The following is a 20805-nucleotide window of genomic DNA, read 5'->3' on the forward strand; positions in this document are numbered from 1 at the left end:
TGATAGTGGAACACTACCTGAGGAATCTTCTTTCTTCACAAGTATAGGAAAATCATTTCCAGCAATCTGCATCAGAACAAGTACAGAGCGACCTGAAGCATTAGATAAGGGCTGCTTTGTATTAGCAGGAATCAGTGACAATGGAGTAGTGCAGGCAGTAGAGACTGCAGTCACAATGAATGAAAATAATGATTTAGGAATACCGGTACCAAATTATATTGAGGATGTTAGTAATAAAGTAGTAAAGCTGATTCAATCTTATACTGGTGTTGTTAATAAGATGGTATGGAGAAAATCTTAATATGGTATATTTCATTACAGGAGCAGCTGGTTTTATAGGATCAAATTTAGTATTAAAGCTGTTAAAAGAAGAAAGCAATATTCATATCATAGGTATAGATAACATGAATGATTATTATGATGTATCCTTAAAGGAATATCGATTAAATGAAATAAATGAATTAGCAAAGAAGACCAATAACCAATGGTCTTTTTATTATGGAGATATTGCTGATAAAAGTCTAATAGATAAGATTTTTAATAAGCATAAACCAGATGTTGTTATAAATCTAGCGGCACAAGCTGGAGTAAGATATTCTATCACAAATCCTGATGCATATATTAATTCTAATATTATTGGATTTTATAATATATTAGAAGCTTGTAGACATTCTTATGATAACGGAAATAATGGAGTACAACATTTAGTTTACGCATCAAGTTCTTCAGTATATGGATCAAATAAAAAGGTTCCATATTCTACAGATGATCGAGTAGATAATCCAGTATCACTCTATGCTGCAACGAAAAAATCTAATGAATTAATGGCTCATGCCTATAGTAAACTTTATGATATTCCATCTACCGGTCTTAGATTCTTTACGGTGTATGGTCCAGCAGGAAGACCTGATATGGCATATTTTGGGTTTACAGATAAGCTAAGAGCTGGAAAAGACATAGAAATATTTAACTACGGTAATTGTAAAAGAGATTTTACGTATATCGATGATATTGTAGAAGGTATTTATAGGGTGATGAAGAAGCCACCTGAAAGAAAGAATGGTGAAGATGGCTTACCAGTACCTCCATATAAAGTCTACAACATAGGGAACAATAATCCAGAAAACTTATTAGATTTTGTAGATATTTTACAACAAGAATTGATAAGAGCAGAAGTATTACCAGAGGATTATGATTTCGAGTCACATAAGAAGCTAGTGCCAATGCAGGCAGGAGATGTACCAGTTACCTATGCTGATACAACACCATTAGAAAGAGATTTTGGTTTTAAACCAAGTACATCATTAAGGAATGGATTGAGAGCATTTGTTGAATGGTATAAAAAGTTTTATAAAATATAAAAGCAGGGAGATGGAGAAATGAAGATTGCGGTGGCAGGAACAGGTTATGTAGGATTGAGTATCGCAACATTGTTGTCTCAGCATAATGAGGTAATTGCTTTAGATATCATCAAAGAAAAAGTGGATATGATCAATCGTCATATCTCACCGATCAAAGATGATAAGATTGAAGAGTATTTAAAAGATAAAGAATTGAATTTGAAAGCAACCTTGGATAAAGAGGTTGCTTTTCAGAATGCTGATTTTGTTGTTATTAGTACGCCAACAAATTATGATGAAAAGAAAAATTTCTTTGACACATCATCAGTGGAAAATATCATTGAATCAGTAATGACTATCAATCCAGATACTGTTATGGTGATCAAATCTACTGTACCGGTAGGGTATACTAAGAGAATCAAAGAGAAATATGGTATCGATAATATCATGTTTTCACCGGAATTCTTAAGAGAAGGAAAGGCTTTGTATGATAATCTTTATCCTTCTAGAATTGTTGTTGGGGAGAAAAGTGAAAGAGCAAAAGTATTTGCTTCCTTGCTACAAGAGGGAGCAATTAAAAAAAACATCCCAACACTTTTCACAGATAGTACGGAAGCAGAAGCTATTAAGCTATTCGCAAATACTTATTTAGCCTTACGTGTATCTTATTTTAATGAATTAGATACATATGCTGAAATGAAAGGTTTGAATACACAGGATATTATAGAGGGTGTCGGTTTAGATCCTAGAATAGGAAGTCACTATAATAATCCATCTTTTGGTTATGGAGGATATTGTCTTCCAAAAGATACAAAACAATTATTAGCAAATTATGATGAAGTACCACAGAATCTAATCGAAGCAATTGTAAATTCCAATACAACAAGAAAAGATCATATTGCACAAATGATCATAGATAGAGATCCTAAAGTTGTAGGTATTTATCGTTTGACCATGAAAACAGGTTCAGATAACTTCAGAGCAAGTGCGATACAGGGCATCATGAAAAGAATCAAAGCAAAAGGAATAGAAGTAGTGGTATATGAACCAACGCTTAAGGAAGAAGAGTTTTATAGAAGTAGAGTCATCAATGATTTAGATCATTTCAAACAGGAATGTGATGTTATTGTAGTAAACAGAGTTACTGATGAATTGAAAGATGTAGAAGAAAAAGTGTATACAAGAGATTTGTTTAGTAGGGATTGATATGAAGAATTATTTAAGTCAGTTAAAAGAGAAGACGATAATTAAAATCATTTTAGCTTTATCGTTATTATTGGTTTTTGTTGCGTTATACACCACATATTCTCTTTTACAATATAGACAATCTTTTGCCATTCTTTTCTTCATCATTATTCTAGTAATAACTATAGGATTGTTTCTTCTACAATTTAAAAAGCCAAAACTTACTTGTATATTACAAGTAATCTTATGTCTTTTACTTGTAGTATGTAGTCTAGCTTTACATAAGGTAAATACAGTCACAGATAAATTATCCAATACAACAGAATATCAAACCATTCAAATTATCGCAAAGGCAGATAGTAAGATAACATCTTCTTCTGATTTTACATCCTATCAGATGGTATATGATCAAAATGATATCAGTGGATATGATTACGCTAAAGAATTATTAGATGAGAATAAGGTTGTATTAAAGAATATGAAGCCTGTAGAAAGTACAAAGAAAAGCTATGATTTATTGATGAATAATAAAGTAGATCTTATGGTACTTACGAGTGTTGGAAGAAGTGAATTAGAAGAAGAGACAACAGATTTGGATAAAGAAATCAAAGTTATATTTGAAAAGAAAGTAGAAATGAAGCAGGCACAAGCAAAACATGTAGATATCACGAAAGATCCTTTTACTTTGTACATTTGTGGTACTGATTTATCAGGAATCAACGATGTTGGATCTACTGGTAGAGGAGATGTGAATATCCTTTTGACCATCAATCCAACAACAAAAAAGGTGAATCTACAAGTTGTACCTAGAGATTTGTTTGTTTATATTCCGGTTAAAGATGCTAGTAGTAAGCTATCCTATAGTGGATGGTGGGGTGGAGTGGAATCCTCTATAGCAAGTATTGAACAAGCATTAGATATCGAAATCAACTACTATGTGAAGATGAATTTCACAGGATTGATGGATCTTGTGGATGCTTTAGGTGGAGTGAATGTCTATAGTCATTATACATATCAAGCAGGTGGTTATTCATTCCAAGAAGGATACAATCAAGTAGATGGTAAACAAGCCTTGATGTTTGCGAGAGAACGAAAATCATTGCCACTGAATGAGCGAAGCAGAGGCTATCAACAGATGGAGCTAATCAAGGCAATCTTCACGAAGTTTGGCGAAGAGCCAAGCTATGATCATGCGATGAAAGTGATCGACAGTATATCAAATAATTTTACAACGAACCTACCAAAAAGTGATTTCTATGATGCGTGTATGTTGGTAATCGATTTATTGCCACAGTTACAAACGATGGAAGTACACAGTATGGAAGGGGAATACAAATGGCATATGGATGAGGTAAGAACAAAGGATTACCTGTATTACTTTTATCCGAATGAAGGAGAAATCCAAGAAGCAAAACAAAGAATAGAAGCAGTGTTGAAATAAAATGTGGGAAATGAATAGGAAAGGAAACAGGTGATGTATGGAATACTTTTACGCATTGACAGATCAAAATAATGACATCATAAGGATGTGCGAAGAAAAGTTAAAACTAGAAAAGCAACAGGTATACATCGATCATGAGGAAAGTGAAGAATGGAAAGAGTTGATGGCAACCATAAAAGAATTTGATAAGCTATATGTGCCATCGTTTTCGATGTTTTCACCTGATGAAGAAGAATTGAAGATCAGATTATCTGAGTTGAAGGAGCTGCGGGCAAAGCTTTATTTGATGGAAGAGAATCAGGATATTGATATTGATGTATTACTGGATATGTTAGATTATGTAGAAAACGCAAAGAAACGACGCTTAGCGGTGAAACAGCGAGAAGGAATACAGAAGGCGTTAGAGAAGAAACAACAGGGAGAAGGAGCTTATGGGCGACCTAAGCTAAATCTACCGGAAGATTTTGAAGAAGTACAAAAAATGATCATGAGGAAAGAAATGAATCATGAAAGTTATCGGGCGAAAATAGGAATGAAACGATCTACGTATTATAAGTATGTGAAAATGATACGAGATCAGTGGAAGGAAGAAGAAATAGATAAAGCAAACAAGGCAGGATCCTAGTAGGGTTCTGTCTTCTTTGTTTTATTCGATAGGTTTGTATAAAATCATATTTACATCCCATACTTATCATCATAGGAAGTGAATATATGATAAAAAAACTTGATGATGAATTTGCATACCACACACAGGAAAGTGCACCATATTTTGAAGGATGGTATATAAAGGTTGTAAATGATGAATTGTCGTTTGCTGTGATCATAGGAATCTCTATGACCAAGAAAGGAAAAAATGCGTTTATACAAACCAACAGTACCCTATGTCCATCTACCTATACATCTTATGAGGAAGAAGACATTCAGATACAACATGATCCTTTTAAGCTACAGATTGGAAGAACCATCCTGGAACAATATCAACTGAATATGAATTTAGAAAATGGCTTACATTGTCATTTATATTTTGATAAATTAACAAAACTAAAAGGAAATGATTATATGCCAACTATCATGGGGCCTTTTTCTTACTTGAAACATATGGAATGTGTTCATGCGATTATTAGCTTGCACCATTTTGTAAGAGGTAAGATCATGTTTGGTTCTCATGTCTATGAATTACCCAATGCGATAGGATATATGGAAAAGGATAGAGGGAAATCTTTTCCTTCCAGCTATCTTTGGTATCAATCGAATCATTGTGGACTTTCTGACACCAGCTTTTTCCTCTCTATAGCAAGGATTCCTTTGATGGTAGGAAGTTTTCAAGGGAATATTTGTGTATTGATGATAGAAGGAAAACAATATCGTTTTGCTAGTTATTTAGGATGTCGAGTTTCCAAACGCAAGGACGTGTATATCTTAAAACAATATCCTTATAAATTACTTGTGAAGATAACTTGTGTTCATGCTGAAAAATTGAAAGCTCCTAAGATGGGGGATATGAGTAATGAGGTTTTAGAATCATTAGATGGGGAAGCAATTGTGCATTTGTATCGTGGTAATCAAAAGTTGTATCAATTACATTTCATAAAAGGTGGATATGAATTGTTTGAATAGATAGCATTTGAACGTTGTTGAAAAAGGGTTGTAACAGTTAGTCTCACACATAAGACTACTCGTTACAACCTCTTTATGGTTATACGATAGAAGTTCCTCCATTAACAATAACATATTGTTCGGTTACATAAGAGGAAGCTTCATTAGATTACTAATTACAGCCTTCTTATCTTAATTTTAATTATCAATATCTTTTACAGCAGTAATCCAGCATGACTTCTTATAGAAGGCGATTCCATAACCTACAATATCATGATAACCTTTTCTTTGTAATCCTTCTATATATTTCTTTTCTAGAATTTGTTGACATGCTTTTTTTGACAGCTCTTGCGTTTTTTCTTCAGTTTTAGAGATTTTCAATTCAAACAATAAACCTCTTTTTTTCTTGCATGCTGGTAGAATTACAATATCATATCTTCCAACACCCGATTCTTGATTAGAACAAATTTGATGATCGCAAAACAAACCCACCAAGAAACCATGGTAAAATTGTTCATCATAGTCAAAGTAACTAACGGATTGAAATAGAATCTGATTTAAAATATCCTTAGCTTTATCTACATTTTCTTTCATTAATGCATCCACAAAAAATTCTCTTATGTATCCTAACTGTACATTTACCCATGCCTTAAATATGCTTTTATAAATTCTATGTATTTCTTTATTAGGTATTCTTAGACGATAGACATCTAAATATATTCGCTTTTCTACTTTTAGATAACCTGTAAATAATAAGAAACTATAAATGTTATCTATACTATCTATTCGTCGATAGGTTAAATCAGATTTGATAGTTTTATCAAGAGTTCCACCTAATGTTAGAATATCAAATTCTTCCCTTATCTGGGGAGTTATTTTAGAGAGATAATGTTTAATGATATCATTTCCATTCATGTTTGTCCAAAAAGATTCCGAAAGCAATGTTTCGTGCGTTTTATATTTTATAAAACTTAAAACACTACGTGGATTATAAACTTCGCTTTGACCAAACAAATAGCCAGCATACCACTCTTTAACAATTGTTTCATATGATTGCATTTGGTAGCTGTTTAACATCTTATTGACTTCTTGTGTGGTAAAACCAAAACAGGTACTAGATTGATTTTGGAAGATGGAATAGATATTAAACTTTCGCAAACCAGCAAAAAGAGTTCTTTTAGCTATTTGCAAACTTCCTGTCAGAATGCATTTTTCCAAATTTTTATTTGTTTTTAGTGCAGCACTGAATACATTTCTAAGGAAGTCGACCATTTTATCATAATAACCGTTTAAATATGCATATTGCAGAGGTATATCATAATCGTCAATCAATAAGATTACTTTTTTCTGATAATGCTGATGTAAACAGCTTATTATGAAATTTAAAGAAAGTCGTAAGTTTATCTCATCTTTATTCCTATTAAGGTACAATACTAACCACTTACGTGTAAGTAAACTCGTTGTTTCACTTCGCATTACCTCTTTATGATCTAATATAATATTGCTGATAATCGTACTAAAGGCAGAAAGTTGTTTTTTAAAAGTATTATTTTTCAAATCCTTTAATGTAATATGGATAACAGGATATTGATTTTGATATATCATGGTTTCTTCGTCTTCCATGATATTTAATCCATGAAATAAATAGTTGTTTTCTTTTTGATTTATAGAGAAAAAATAATACAACATACTCATATTTAATGTTTTTCCAAAGCCTTGTGGTCTAGTATATAATGCTACTTTTTCTTTACATACGTCTTTAATGAATGTCGTTTTATCAACATAATAGTAGTCATTATCAATCAATTTTTTAAAGTCTTCGATTCCTGTAGGTACTATTTTCATTGTCTTTATCCTCTTTATATCCTATTAAAAAACAAGGCTTATTCATCTGCTGCTTTAATAACCAACAGCTGTAACACCATATTCAGCCTGAGCTTGTGTATAGCCTTCAAACATTAATTGGTCAATCAGGCCTTGTCTAGAAAAATCAGAGAAATGAGTGTAGTTTTTAGCTGATTTTACTGCTTCATCATTCCAGTTTGCGCCACAATGGTTGACACCATAAGAAGCTTGATCTGAAGTATATCCCTCAAATTCTAATTGATTGTACAGACCGCTTTGAGAAAATCCTTGTCCTGAATTCAGATAATTTTTTCCTGATTTCAGTGCTTGTTGATTCCAATCAGCACCACAATGATCAGCCGCATAGGTGGCAACTTCATTTGAATATCCTTCAAATTCTAATTGTTGAATCAGACCTGAATAAGAAAATGGCATATAATTTAGATAATTTGAAGCGGAACCTAAAGCATTTCTTTGCTCCGTGGTCAAAGATGAGCTAGTGTTATTTGAATTTGGTTTAGATGATGAATTGGAATCGGTGTGAGATTTAGATGAGTCTTGTTTATCGGATGTTTGTTTAGAAGCATCGGATTTTTTTGAACTATTTGAGTTACTTGCTGTTTGATCGTTGTTTGAGGTCGTTTCTTTGTCATCCTTTGATTGATCAGTATTCTTAGAAGTTATTTTCTCTGGAAATATTTTTGCCAGTCTATCTTTATCGATGATTTCATCACTCATCAGCATATTTTCTTCTCTTTTTTCATTCATCCAAGCCAAATGCTTGGTAAGTTCATCTTTTGTTAGTGAAGTTGTTGTATAGATTTTTATCGCAATATCCTCAGTTGCTTTATCATCAAAATCTTTTACTAGATCGTTATCATCATTGATGATGTAACATTCTGAATCATCACACATCGATTTCCATCCGTTTTTGTTTAAAAGTTCTTTGATCTCACCATGTAATTTCGGCTTGTCTTTTTCACTTTCTTCTTTCTGATTCCCACATCCAGTGATGGTGAATAATAGTGTGATACATAAAATCGTTTTACATACTTTTTTCATTTCTTTTGCCCTCCATGCAATCTGTAAATAGCTTTTGTGATAATGTAAAGATATAGGAATTGATACCATGTCCCTCAGTATCAAACGATTAACATTATCAAAATCACTATCGATATCTTCATCTTATCACTAATTACATATAACAACAATGTTATATAAAAAAAAGAAATGACATCATGTCACTTCTTCATTCATTATAGCCAAGAAACCTTGTTTTCTGTACCATCTTTGATTTTCTTGATATTCCCACGATGACGATAAACAACTAGAACCGTCAATAGCCAACTGGCAATGATGATCTCTATACTGATATTCATTTGCATGATAGTAATATAAATACTGCTCGCAAGTGCGGCTACCATACTGGCAAGAGATACCATCTTTCCAAGATATAATACCAATAGAAAACATAGTAAGGGTACAACGACATACCATGCATTCGCAAAGGTAAAGATCGAAGTACTTAACAAAAAGCCAAACATTGTCGCAACTGCTTTACCGCCATGAAAACCTGCAAAGACAGGATAACAATGACCGATTGCCGCAGCTAATCCTGCCCAGATACTGGCTTCTTTATCAAACTGTGCAACGATAGCAACTGCCAATACGACTTTTAAAATATCACAGGCAATGACGGAAATACCGGCTTTTTTACCAAGAACTCGGCCGGCATTGGTGCCACCTAAATTTCCGCTCCCAAAATTTCGAACATCTGTTTTATAAAACAATTTTCCTATGACCAAAGCAAAGGAAATTGATCCCAATAGATAACCAAGACCTAGGTACCATATCCAATTCATATCCATACATTTCACCTCAAATATGTTCATTTTTAAAGAACCGTATTTATTTTATCATTATTTTGGGTAATAGGAAAGAAAATCAGCGGAAAACCGAAAAAACTTTCTGAAATTATCTTCCTTTTTTGAAAATCTAGGTTATAATTTATGGGTTGCAATGTCCCTTATCTCGTATAATGGACTGATGATAAATTGCAAAATAAAGTATATATTAGAGGGTATTTGTTTTAACTTGCAATGTACCCTATCTCGTAAAATGAACTAAATACATAGATAAGGAGAGTGATGGTATGGCGGAAAAAGCATATGATGGAAGTAGCATACAGATTCTAGAAGGCCTTGATGCTGTACGGAAAAGACCGGGGATGTATATCGGAAGTACAGATGGTCGAGGACTTCATCATTTGGTTTGGGAAATCGTAGATAATTCGATCGATGAAGCGTTGAATGGACATGGTGACACTATCAAGATCACAATTGAACATGATGGTAGTATCTGTGTTGAGGATGATGGTCGTGGTATGCCTGTAGATATGCATGCAAGTGGGGTGCCTGCGTTACAGGTTATTTTTACGGTATTACATGCCGGAGGTAAATTCAGTGAAGCAGGAGGATATAAGACCAGTGGTGGATTGCATGGTGTAGGTGCCAGTGTGGTCAATGCATTATGTGAATGGGTAGAGGTCAGTGTTTATCGTGACGGTAAGATCTATCGCATGAATTTCACAGATGGCGGAAAGCATGTGAGTGAGTTAAAGGTCATTGGTAAAAGCAATAAGACAGGTAGTATGGTTCGTTTTATGCCGGATAAGCGTATTTTCTCTACAACGAAGTTTTCCTTTTCACAGATTGCAGAGCGAGCAAGAGAAGATGCATTTTTGATCAAAGGCCTAAAGTTGATCGTAAAGGATGAGCGTAAAGATAAGGAACGTGAAGAGGAATATCATTATGAAGAAGGTCTAAGTGCCTTTATGGAGTATCTCCATGAGGATAAACAGGTTTTCCATAAGCCGGTATCTTTTAGCGGGATGTCTAATGAAATCAAAGTGGATTGTTGTTTTCAATATACGGATGAATATCAAGAAAACATCTTTAGTTTTGTAAATATCGTACGAACAAAGGATGGTGGAACACATGAAACTGGCGCAAAAAATGCATTCACCAAAGTATTTAACGATTATGCACGTAGGAATGGATTGTTAAAGGATAAAGACAAGAATTTTGAAGGTAGCGATGTCAGAGAAGGATTGACGATCATTTTATCTGTTGGTATTCCAGAACATTTGTTACAGTTTGAAGGGCAGACCAAGGGGAAACTTGGAACGCCTGAAGCAAAACCTTCAGTGGAAGCTTTGATATCTGAAAAGTTAAATTTCTTTTTAGAGGAAAATAAAGAGCTGGCGACGACCTTGATCAAAAAGATGCAACGTGCCAGTACCGCAAGAGAAGCAGCACGTAAAGCTAGAGAAGATGCTCGTAAAGGTAAAAGTAAAGGTAAGAGTGAGAAAATACTTTCCGGAAAACTTGCCAGTGCGCAATCTAAGGATGCACGCAAGAAAGAGCTTTATCTTGTCGAGGGTGATTCTGCGGGTGGTAGTGCAAAGCAGGGAAGAGATTCTAAATATCAAGCCATTTTACCATTGCGAGGTAAGGTGCTGAATACAGAAAAAGCAAGTATCAATAACATTGAGAAAAACGAAGAATTGAATACCATCATTCATGCATTGGGAGCTGGTGTAGGTGCTAATTTCCATGCTGAGGATTCTAGTTATCATAAAGTCATTATCATGACCGATGCCGATACAGATGGTGCTCATATTCAGATTTTGTTGTTGACGTTCTTTTATCGCTATATGCGAGAGCTGATCGAGCAGGGAATGGTGTATATTGCACTTCCTCCTTTGTATAAACTTCAAAAGGGCAAAGAAATTGCTTATGCATGGACAGATGAAGAGCTAAATGAATTACGTAAGACTTTTCCGAAGGGATTTAATTTACAGCGTTACAAAGGTCTTGGTGAAATGAATGCGGATCAGCTTTGGGATACGACGATGTGTCCTGAAACAAGAACCTTGATTCAAGTAACCATTGATGATGCAGTCATAGCTGAGAAAAGAGTATCGGTATTGATGGGTGATAAGGCAAACCTTCGTCGTGATTGGATCGAAGCAAATGTTTCCTTTACTTTGGAAGATGATTATGATGTGGAGGCGAAGGCATGAAAAAGAAAATAGAAGAACCTGTAGTAACGCATTCTAGCATCATTACTTCACCTTTAGAAGAAATCATGGGTGATCGTTTCGGTAGGTATTCCAAATACATCATTCAAGATCGTGCTTTACCTGATGCAAGAGATGGTTTAAAGCCAGTACAAAGAAGAATTTTATATGCAATGTTTGAGGATGGAAATCTATGGGATAAGGGTTATCGTAAATCCGCTAAGACAGTCGGTCTTGTAATCGGTAATTATCATCCACATGGAGATTCTAGTGTGTATGATGCCATGGTTCGTATGTCTCAGGAATGGAAGATACGTACACCTCAGATCGATATGCAAGGTAATAACGGTTCGATCGATGATGACCCTGCAGCTGCCATGCGTTATACGGAAGCACGCTTAGGGAAGATCAGTGAATATTTATTAAGAGATATCGATAAAGATACGGTATTATGGGCACCTAATTTTGATGATACAGCATGGGAACCTACGGTACTACCGGCTCGTTATCCAAATCTATTGGTAAATGGTATTACAGGGATTGCGGCTGGTTATGCAACCAATATCCCACCACATAATCTAAATGAAGCCATTGATGCATGTATCTATCGTATTCAACATCCTGATTGCAGTTTAGATGAGCTCATGCAGTTTGTAAAAGGACCGGACTTTCCAACCGGTGGTATCGTACAAGGTATTGATGGAATCAAGGAGGCTTTTGAAACAGGTAAAGGTCGTATCATGATTCGAAGTAAGGTTGAAATCGTACAGGAAAAAACTGTTCAACAGATCGTTGTACATGAGATACCTTATGAGGTCATCAAAAGCAACATGGTAAAGAAAATAGATGATATTCGTCTGAATAAGAAAATTGATGGTATCTTAGATGTTCGTGATGAAAGCGATCGAAAAGGGTTGCGTGTCGTTGTGGATATCAAAAAGGATATGGATGCCAATGTCATCTTGAATTATTTATATAAAAACACGGATCTACAAGTTTCTTATAACTATAATGTTGTTGCCATCGTCAACAAGCGACCGGTACAAATGGGACTTGCGGCGATGTTAGATGCTTTTATTGCTCATCGTAATGAAGTGATTTTGAAACGAAGTGCCTATGATTTAGACAAGAAACAACAGCGTTGTCATATATTGGAAGGTTTGATCAAGGCCATTAGTATTCTTGATGAAATCATTGCATTGATACGTGCTTCCAAAGACAAAGCAGATTCAAAACAAAAGATCATTGATGCTTTTGCATTTAGCGAGGCACAAGCAGAAGCAATCGTTACCATGCGTCTATATCGTCTGAGTAATACAGATATTTGTCAACTTCAAGATGAACATGAAACACTTGTAAAGGAAATTGCTCAGTTAGAAAGTATATTACATGATCCTAAGGTGTTACGTAAGGTCATGATCACAGAGCTGAAAGAAGTGAAAAAAGCTTTCCCTGTAGAACGTTTAACCAAGATCGAGGATGAAATCGAAGAGATCGTTATTGATAAGGTTGCGATGATCAACAGTGAACAGGTTATGTTTACTATATCCAGAGATGGTTATTTCAAGCGTGTTTCCATGCGTTCTTATGGTGCTGGAAATGATGCCATGACCGGTTTAAAAGAAGGCGATCAATTGGTTGGTTGGGGTGAGGTCAACACATTAGATCATATCTTGTTCTTTACAAACCAAGGAACCTATGGTTATACACCGGTGTATGAAGTAGAAGAGGCGAAATGGAAGGATATCGGTAGTCATTTAAATAACACATTGAAAATATCCAGTGAAGAAAAGATTACCAATGCCTTTGTGGTTCGTACGTTTAAAACCAACGCTTATATGGTCTCAGTCACTTCAAAAGGCTTGATCAAGCGTACCAGTGTCATAGATTATGAGGTTAGTCGAAACAATAAGACCATGAGCAATATGAAATTGTTAGATTCCGATGAAGTGATCGGCACTTATGTTGCATATGATGGGGATGAAGTTCTTTTGGCAAGTCAGAATGGTTTTGTCAGTCGATATCCGGTTAGCTTGATTCCGATTACTTCACCAAGAAGTAAAGGTGTGAAGGCTATGAATCTGGTGGATGATCGCATTGTCAGTGCCATCATTCATCATGAGGATGGGAAACAGCTTGTTGTGTTAAGTGATACACTTGCGATGAAACGCATCAAACTAAGTGATATCGATGTAACAGGACGTCCGACAAAAGGGGCTATGATTTGTAAAAAGGTCAAATCAAAACCATATCATATCGCATATATCGGAATTTACGATATCAATGATGAGATGATCATCAGTAATGATACCTATCATCGTTTCTTTGTGAAAGATATCGCCTTGATGAGCAAAGATGCGACATTCTCTACACCAATCAAGCATACAGGTGATTTTTATGTTTTATCGCCGCTTACACGTTTAGAACTTGTGGAGATGAGAGAACAACAAGAAGAAAATCAAGAACCGATAGATGAAGTAACCTTATTTGAGTAGAGGAGAAGTTTCTCCTCTTTTTTCAATCATCAAAATATGGTACCATGAGTTTAGGAAGTGATGATATGATCAATAAGAAGCGACAAATCAAAAAACTAGAGAAAAAGGAACAAAAACTATTGTATCGAAAGCCTTTGAGTGAGCCATTACAACAAAAGGTAAGGGAAAGGATTCCTGATAAAGCTATGCAGACTTTAGAATCTGCTTTTCAGACCTCTTTTTCCATTGTTTTCAAAAAGGGAAGTAAATGGATCGAAAAAGTCATAAAGTTAGAGGATCAACAAGCAATAGGAGCTTATTTGAAAAAAGAGTTTCAACAAGAGGAAAGTCGTACCCATTTTAAGGCTTTTGATCAACGGATTCGCTCTACCAAGTTACATCATGTGTCATGGACACAAACAAAAAGTGGTGTGCTTGGGCTTCTTGGTATCGGTATTCCGGATATCCCACTTTATTTGGCTTCTTTGTTGGCTAGTGTATATACCATAGGTGCAACTTATGGATTTCATATCAAGGAAGAACAAGAAAAGGCATATGTGCTTTTGTTGTTATGTGCTGTTTGTGATGAAGAGGAACACAAACAACGATGGAAAACAGAACTAAATGAATTTACAGAAAGAGGTTCTCACTTTACATTACAGGAGTTGATTCCTTATGCGGCGCATGCATTGGCTTATCGAGAATTGCAAGCAAAATTTCTTCAAGGGATACCTTTGATTGGCGTTGTTGGAGCCGTTATGAGCAGTACACTACAAGCAAACATCATTTCATTTGCACATGTATCATATAAAAAGCGATTATTAAAAGAAAAGGGACACATCAAATTTTGACATTTCCTTATGGGTTCTATGATATAATGGACACATTCGAGGAGTGAAACTATGAATCAAACAACCATAGAATTAGAATGTCATGCATTACATAAGGATATCGATCAATTAAAGTTAAAATCTAATAGATATTCGACCATACGTTTTTTTGTGATCATCGGTGTGCTTTTTAGTCTTTATCAAGGCAGTGTGAATCAATCATTTTGGTACTTACTTGCCATCGTTTTGACAGTTGCTTTTTTATATGTTGCAAGACTTCATTATCTTTTAAAAGTAAAATTGGAAGAAACGCAAACCTATCTGAATGTTTATGAGGATATCTTGAAGCGTAAAAGTGATGAATGGAAAAACTTTGAACAAACCGGTAAGGAATTTATGAAGGAATCCATGACACAAGCATATGATTTGGATCTTTTTGGTAAATCCAGCTTATTTCAATACCTCAATGTAGGTGCTACCATAGCCGGGAAAGAGGCTTTGGCGACTTTATTAACATTGAAGTCAACAGATGCCACCTCTATGTTCAGACGACAGGAAGCTGTCAAAGAGGCAATGGAATCCAAACACTTTACCTTGCGAATGAATATGCTTTCTAAGCTGTTTTCAAAGCATGCGAAAAAAATAAAGAAAAAGAAGATGGATTCTTTTTTGGCTTTTATGGAAGAACCGATTCCACCATATGCTTTTTTGATCAAGGTCCTTTCTTTTCTTTTGCCTGTTCTTTCTATACTCGCCAGTATCCTGACAGGCTTTTTCAACTTATCACTCTCTTATGCTTTGGCTGCGTTTACGCTTACTTTATGTTTTGCAATGTTGGGTTTTATGAAAAACAATGCACAGTTATCTTATGTAGAAAGCATGCATGCGTTGATACAGGATTATGAAAAAATGTTTTCTTGTATGTCACAACAAGCATTTGAATCAGCATTTTGGAAGGATTTAAAACATCAATTGCAAGATGCGGATCAAGGCATCCGTGAATTAAACCGCATTCTTGGTTTTGTTCGAATCAGAAGCAATTCTGTGATGTTTATAATTATCAATGGTTTTACTGCAATTGATTATCATTGTGTCAATGCTTTAAGAGATTGGAAAAACACATATGGGACACAAGTACGTCACTGGTTAGATGCGATTGGTGAAGCGGAAGCTATCCTTTCTTTGACTCAGTTATGTTTTGCAAAGGATCAGGTGTGCTTTGCGAGCATCAAAGAAGGTGCTCCCAGTATACAAATGATAGAAGGCAAGCATCCATTGATCAAAGAATCAGATGCTGTCGCAAATAGCATTACGATGGAACATGGCTCATATGTAATTACCGGTAGTAACATGTCAGGAAAAACGACCTTCCTTCGTACCATTGGTGTGAATATGGTTTTGTTTCAGGCAGGAGCACCGGTATGTGCAACAAGCTTTCAGGCGACTCCTGTGTCCATATATACCTCTATGCGAGTACATGATGATGTCAGTGAAGGTATTTCTACGTTCTATGCTGAAATATTACGTATCAAGCAAATGATGGAGGCTAGCAAGCGTCAAGATAACATGTTGGTTCTCATTGATGAAATCTTTAAAGGAACCAATAGCGCAGATCGTATCCTTTGTGCAAAAGAAGCAATCATGAAGCTTCATTTACCACATGTCATCACCGTGGTAAGTACTCATGATTTTGAACTTTGTGATTTAGAAAAAGATGACAAGGTCCATGCCATCAATTACCATTTCTCAGAATATTATGAGGAAGATACCATCTGTTTTGATTATTTATTAAAAGAAGGAAGATGCACTACAACAAATGCAAGACAGTTAATGAAGTTAGCTGGCTTTTAAAGGAGAAGATATGAAATCAATCGTATTAGCAGAAAAACCATCTGTTGGAAAAGAACTAGCGAGAGTACTTGGCTGTAAGAGCTTGAAAGAAGGCTATGCAGAAGGAAATCAATATATTGTAACATGGGCATTGGGGCATTTGGTAGAACTATATGATCCTCAGGATTATGACAAACGATTAGAATCATGGAATATGGAAGATCTTCCTATGTTACCTGAACCAATGAAACTAAAGGTAATGAAGGAAACTTCTCGACAATTTCGTGTAGTAAAAGCACAATTACAACGTCAAGATGTGAAAGAACTTATCATTGCGACAGATGCAGGAAGAGAAGGGGAATTGGTCGCTCGTTGGATCATCAAACTATGTGGCTTTCATAAACCATTGAAACGATTATGGATATCTTCTCAAACAGATAAGGCCATCAAAGAAGGCTTTGCTCATTTAAAAGATGCCAAGGAATATGAAACACTTTATCAAAGTGCAGTATGTAGAGCAGAGGCAGATTGGTTGGTTGGCTTAAATGTTACCAGAGCATTGACTTGTCGCTTTAACGCACAACTCTCTGCAGGACGTGTACAGACACCGACCCTTGCGATGATCGTATCAAGAGAAGAAGAAATAAAAAAATTCAAGCCGGTTGAATATCAGACGATGCGTATAGAAACCGCAGGATTTACGATGCAATATCATGATGAGAAAAAGCAAATGCAAATCTTTGATAAAAACATTGCTCAACAAATTGCGAAAGATTGTAAACAACAAAACATCATCATTCAAGAAGTGAAGAAAAGTAGAAAAAAGGAATTGCCTCCATTACTATATGATTTAACAGAGCTACAAAGAGATGCCAATCAACGATTTGGTTTTAGTCCCAAACAAACATTAAATCTTATGCAAAGTTTGTATGAGACCCATAAATTATTGACCTATCCAAGAACAGACTCCCGTTATATCAGTGATGATATCGTAGCTACCTTAAAAGAACGTATGCAAGCAATTCGTGTAGATGTTTATGAACCCTATGTGAATCAGATTTTAAAAGCAGGTATCAAAGTAAATCATCGTATTGTCGATAATCAAAAGGTATCCGATCATCATGCCATCATTCCTACTGAGGAATATGTAGAATTACATCGTCTATCCAGAGATGAAAAGTGTATTTATGATCTTGTCATACGTCGTTTTCTAGCAGTTTTCATGGCGCCGAGTGAATATGATGTTACCAAGGTTGAAGCAACGTGCCAAACGCATCATTTTAAAACAAGTGGAAAGGTCGTAAAAGAAGCAGGATGGCGTACACTTTATCATATCAAAGATGTATTTGAGGAAGAGGAAGAAGAAACAAGTGATCAAACTTTGCCTGATATCAAAGAGAACCAAAGCTATCCGATCAAACAAATAGTATTATCTACTCACTTTAGCAAACCACCGGCTCGATATAGTGAAGCCACGCTGTTATCGGCAATGGAACATCCCGGTAAATTTATACAAAACGCAAAAATGAAATCCATTTTGGAAGATGCCAATGGTATCGGAACCGTTGCGACCAGAGCTGATATCATAGAAAAGCTTTTAAAAGCGAATTATGTAGAAAAACGAGGGAATTTCATTTATCCATTAAGCAAAGGGATTCAATTGATTTCCTTGGTACCGCAAGATTTGCGTTCTCCTTTATTAACCGCAAAATGGGAAGAACGACTAACAAAGATTGCACAAGGAAAAGACTCGGATGTAGCGTTTAAAAAAGAAGTGAGAAAGTATGCAAGTGCTTTGGTTGAAGCAGTAAAACATAGTGAAGCAAACTATCGTCATGATAATATGACACAGAAAAAATGCCCGATTTGCGGAAAGAACATGTTGGAGATAAATGGAAAACGAGGAAAGTTACTTGTATGTAGTGATCCTTCCTGTAAACATAAACAACAACTTTCCTTTCTCAGCAATGCCCGTTGCCCGAATTGCCATAAAAAGTTAACTGTAGTGGGTGAAAAAGAGAAACGTTTATATACTTGTGGATGTGGTTTCCGTGAGAAATTTGACCGATTCAATGAAACCTTAAAAAAGAAGAGCAACAAAGCCGGTAAACAAGAACTAAGGGCATATATGAAAAAACAGGAACAAGAAGTCAAACAAGAAAAAAGCGCCTTTCAGCTGGCGTGGGAAGAGGCACAAAAGAAACAATCTTAAGGGAGGTGTGGTTTTGGAACAATTAGAAACAAAACGTTTGATCTTACGTCATGTTACGATGAAGGATGCGAATGCGTTTTATGAACTATTGCGTGATGAAGAAGTCAATAGATTTCTTCCAATGTTTCCTTTCAAAGATTTACAGGAAGCCAAAGCATATATACAAACGCATTATTTGGATGCTTATGAGAAAAATGATGGATATTATTATGCGATATGTCTAAAGGAAGAAAATGAAGTGATCGGCTATCTTCATGTTAGTGGTGAGGAAAGTCATGATTTCGGATATGGATTAAAAAAAGCATATTGGCATCAGGGAATCGTTTCTGAAGCAGGAGCTGCCTTTCTTGAAATGTTAAAAACAACAGATATCCCATTTATCACTGCAACACATGATATTCATAACCCACACAGTGGTGCTGTGATGAAAAAACTTGGAATGCGTTATCAATATACTTATGAAGAACAATGGATGCCAAAAGATCAACTTGTACGTTTTCGTATGTATCAAATGAATTTCTCTTGTGATTCTGATTTTGTATATCGAGGTTATTGGAATCGATATCCACATGTGATAGAAACCCTATCAAATGAAGAAAAAAAAGACTAAAATCTTGAAATTTAGTCTTTTTTTGCGGCTTTTCGTGCTGCATATTGTATGGCGATGATGGTTTTGGCATCTATGATCTCATTTCTTTGAATCATATCCATTGCTTCATCTACTCGATACCAGCGAAGCTCAATGTCCTCATCTTCATCCATTGCTTTTGGATGCTCCACCACCTTCAATGCTTCCGCTTCATAAATATACAGTTTCTCATTACAGAAGCCTGGCGTTGAATAAAATTCACAAACCTTATGTAAGCGCTCTGTAGTAAAACCACTTTCTTCTTCCAACTCTCTTAATCCACAAAGATAAGGGTCTTCATCCTTTTCTAACTTCCCGGCAGGAATTTCCAACATCATAGCATCAACAGCAGGTCGATATTGGTACACGAACAGAATTCGATCTTCTTTCATTGCGAGCACACCGACTCCACCATGATGATGAATGATATCACGAGCAAACTGCTTACCGGTTTCATCTTCAATGATATCTTTACTTACTGTGAAAATCCTTGCTTTATATGTTTCTGTAGAGGATACTTTTTTCTGCATATCATCACCTCGTAATCATTATACGTCAAGATGTTGATTTACTCAATCCATATTGTAAATGGATCGCATCTGCGATGGCCTGTGCCATTTGTTGTTGACCTAGTGCACTTGTTAAATAGGCAGCATCTTCACTGTCACTTAAGAATCCAAGCTCTAATAAAAGGGCGCTTACATTGTTTTGATCAATGACATACAAGGAGGAATCCGCTGTAGATTTTAATCCACGTAAATCACTATAACCTAGTGCTTGTAATTGGTTTAATACTTGCGTACCAAGCTGTTTCATTGTTTCATCAGTACCATTATAATAGGCCTCTATACCAAATGCACCATCGTCATAATTCTCACTGGAATTGGTATGGATAGAAAGGAAAAGGTCTGCCTGTGCCATGGTAGCGATGTTGACACGTTCTCTTAGATCTTCTAGATTGTCCTCACTTGAAGATACCTCATCACGATCTCTTGTATAGATGACTTCATATCCATAGTCTTCTAATAATGCTCCTATTTGTAAGGTGACAGATAATGTAATATCTTTTTCATAGATTCCCTGTGCAGAGATACCTCCACTATCATATCCTCCATGTCCTGCATCCAAAACGATGGTAACTTGTGTTTCCTTGGCATAAACAAGGTCTGCATTAGAAGAAGTATGATGAAAGGTATACCAAGCAAGCAAGGAAAGTATCATACAAGGTAATACCATTAATTTATATTTTTTCATGAGCACCTCCTATATTCAGTATCCGTCATGGGCTTGGTCAAAAAATGTCGGTTCTGTGAAGATTTTCTGAATTTGCTTATAAACAAAAG

Annotated in this window: 16 protein-coding genes and 1 pseudogene; 12 read left to right on the plus strand and 5 right to left on the minus strand. The window is 35.6% G+C overall.

Going from position 1 to position 20805, the window contains the following annotated elements; translation table 11 throughout:
* The 6 genes and pseudogenes from UGRO018_RS01890 to UGRO018_RS01915 form a co-directional block, all read left to right on the plus strand.
* Positions 1 to 301, plus strand: a pseudogene (locus UGRO018_RS01890) (UDP-N-acetylglucosamine 2-epimerase (non-hydrolyzing)); the annotation flags it as partial.
* 1 nt (position 302) lies between these two features.
* On the plus strand, positions 303 to 1361 hold the full coding sequence (locus UGRO018_RS01895; RefSeq protein WP_416324756.1) for an NAD-dependent epimerase/dehydratase family protein: 1059 nt from the start codon (positions 303 to 305) through the stop codon (positions 1359 to 1361).
* An 18-nt stretch (positions 1362 to 1379) separates the two neighbouring features.
* Positions 1380 to 2546, plus strand: a complete 1167-nt coding sequence (locus UGRO018_RS01900) for a nucleotide sugar dehydrogenase (RefSeq protein WP_416324757.1) — start codon at positions 1380 to 1382, stop codon at positions 2544 to 2546.
* Position 2547: 1 nt separating this feature from the next.
* Positions 2548 to 3966 carry an LCP family glycopolymer transferase gene (locus UGRO018_RS01905; RefSeq protein WP_416324758.1) on the plus strand — a complete coding sequence of 473 codons (1419 nt, stop codon included), beginning with the start codon at positions 2548 to 2550 and terminating at the stop codon, positions 3964 to 3966.
* 37 nt (positions 3967 to 4003) lie between these two features.
* Entirely contained in the window at positions 4004 to 4591 is a 588-nt protein-coding gene (locus UGRO018_RS01910; RefSeq protein WP_416324759.1) for a recombinase family protein, read from the plus strand.
* An 86-nt stretch (positions 4592 to 4677) separates the two neighbouring features.
* Entirely contained in the window at positions 4678 to 5583 is a 906-nt protein-coding gene (locus UGRO018_RS01915; protein WP_416324760.1) for a tocopherol cyclase family protein, read from the plus strand.
* A 177-nt stretch (positions 5584 to 5760) separates the two neighbouring features.
* Here UGRO018_RS01915 and UGRO018_RS01920 read toward each other — a convergent pair whose 3' ends face one another.
* The 3 genes from UGRO018_RS01920 to plsY form a co-directional block, all read right to left on the minus strand.
* On the minus strand, positions 5761 to 7407 hold the full coding sequence (locus UGRO018_RS01920) for an AAA family ATPase (RefSeq protein WP_416324761.1): 1647 nt from the start codon (positions 7405 to 7407) through the stop codon (positions 5761 to 5763).
* Between the two features lie 54 nt (positions 7408 to 7461).
* On the minus strand, positions 7462 to 8469 hold the full coding sequence (locus tag UGRO018_RS01925; protein WP_416324762.1) for an Ltp family lipoprotein: 1008 nt from the start codon (positions 8467 to 8469) through the stop codon (positions 7462 to 7464).
* Between the two features lie 194 nt (positions 8470 to 8663).
* Entirely contained in the window at positions 8664 to 9275 is a 612-nt protein-coding gene (plsY, locus tag UGRO018_RS01930) for a glycerol-3-phosphate 1-O-acyltransferase PlsY (RefSeq protein ID WP_416324763.1), read from the minus strand.
* Positions 9276 to 9559: 284 nt separating this feature from the next.
* Between plsY and parE the strand changes: the two genes are divergently transcribed.
* From parE to UGRO018_RS01960, 6 genes are all read left to right on the plus strand, one after another.
* Complete coding sequence (gene parE / locus UGRO018_RS01935) at positions 9560 to 11491, plus strand: DNA topoisomerase IV subunit B (RefSeq protein ID WP_416324764.1); 1932 nt, start codon at positions 9560 to 9562, stop codon at positions 11489 to 11491.
* Entirely contained in the window at positions 11488 to 13983 is a 2496-nt protein-coding gene (gene parC / locus UGRO018_RS01940; RefSeq protein WP_416324765.1) for a DNA topoisomerase IV subunit A, read from the plus strand. Before parE ends, parC begins: the two co-directional genes overlap by 4 nt.
* 65 nt (positions 13984 to 14048) lie before the next feature.
* On the plus strand, positions 14049 to 14813 hold the full coding sequence (locus tag UGRO018_RS01945; protein WP_416324766.1) for an EcsC family protein: 765 nt from the start codon (positions 14049 to 14051) through the stop codon (positions 14811 to 14813).
* A gap of 51 nt (positions 14814 to 14864) precedes the next feature.
* A complete protein-coding gene (locus UGRO018_RS01950) occupies positions 14865 to 16643 on the plus strand; it encodes a MutS-related protein (RefSeq protein WP_416324767.1) in 1779 nt (592 codons plus the stop codon).
* Positions 16644 to 16653: 10 nt separating this feature from the next.
* Positions 16654 to 18834: a DNA topoisomerase III gene (locus tag UGRO018_RS01955; protein ID WP_416324768.1), complete on the plus strand. Its 2181-nt coding sequence runs from the start codon at positions 16654 to 16656 to the stop codon at positions 18832 to 18834.
* A 13-nt stretch (positions 18835 to 18847) separates the two neighbouring features.
* Positions 18848 to 19444: a GNAT family N-acetyltransferase gene (locus UGRO018_RS01960; RefSeq protein WP_416324769.1), complete on the plus strand. Its 597-nt coding sequence runs from the start codon at positions 18848 to 18850 to the stop codon at positions 19442 to 19444.
* A gap of 11 nt (positions 19445 to 19455) precedes the next feature.
* Here UGRO018_RS01960 and UGRO018_RS01965 read toward each other — a convergent pair whose 3' ends face one another.
* Positions 19456 to 19992, minus strand: a complete 537-nt coding sequence (locus UGRO018_RS01965) for an NUDIX hydrolase (RefSeq protein ID WP_416324770.1) — start codon at positions 19990 to 19992, stop codon at positions 19456 to 19458.
* A 25-nt stretch (positions 19993 to 20017) separates the two neighbouring features.
* On the minus strand, positions 20018 to 20716 hold the full coding sequence (locus UGRO018_RS01970; protein WP_416324771.1) for an N-acetylmuramoyl-L-alanine amidase family protein: 699 nt from the start codon (positions 20714 to 20716) through the stop codon (positions 20018 to 20020).
* Positions 20717 to 20805: the final 89 nt, after the last annotated feature.

The organism is Hoskinsella mucinilytica, assembly GCF_045223415.1.
GTDB classification, from domain to species: domain Bacteria; phylum Bacillota_I; class Bacilli_A; order Erysipelotrichales; family Erysipelotrichaceae; genus Hoskinsella; species Hoskinsella mucinilytica.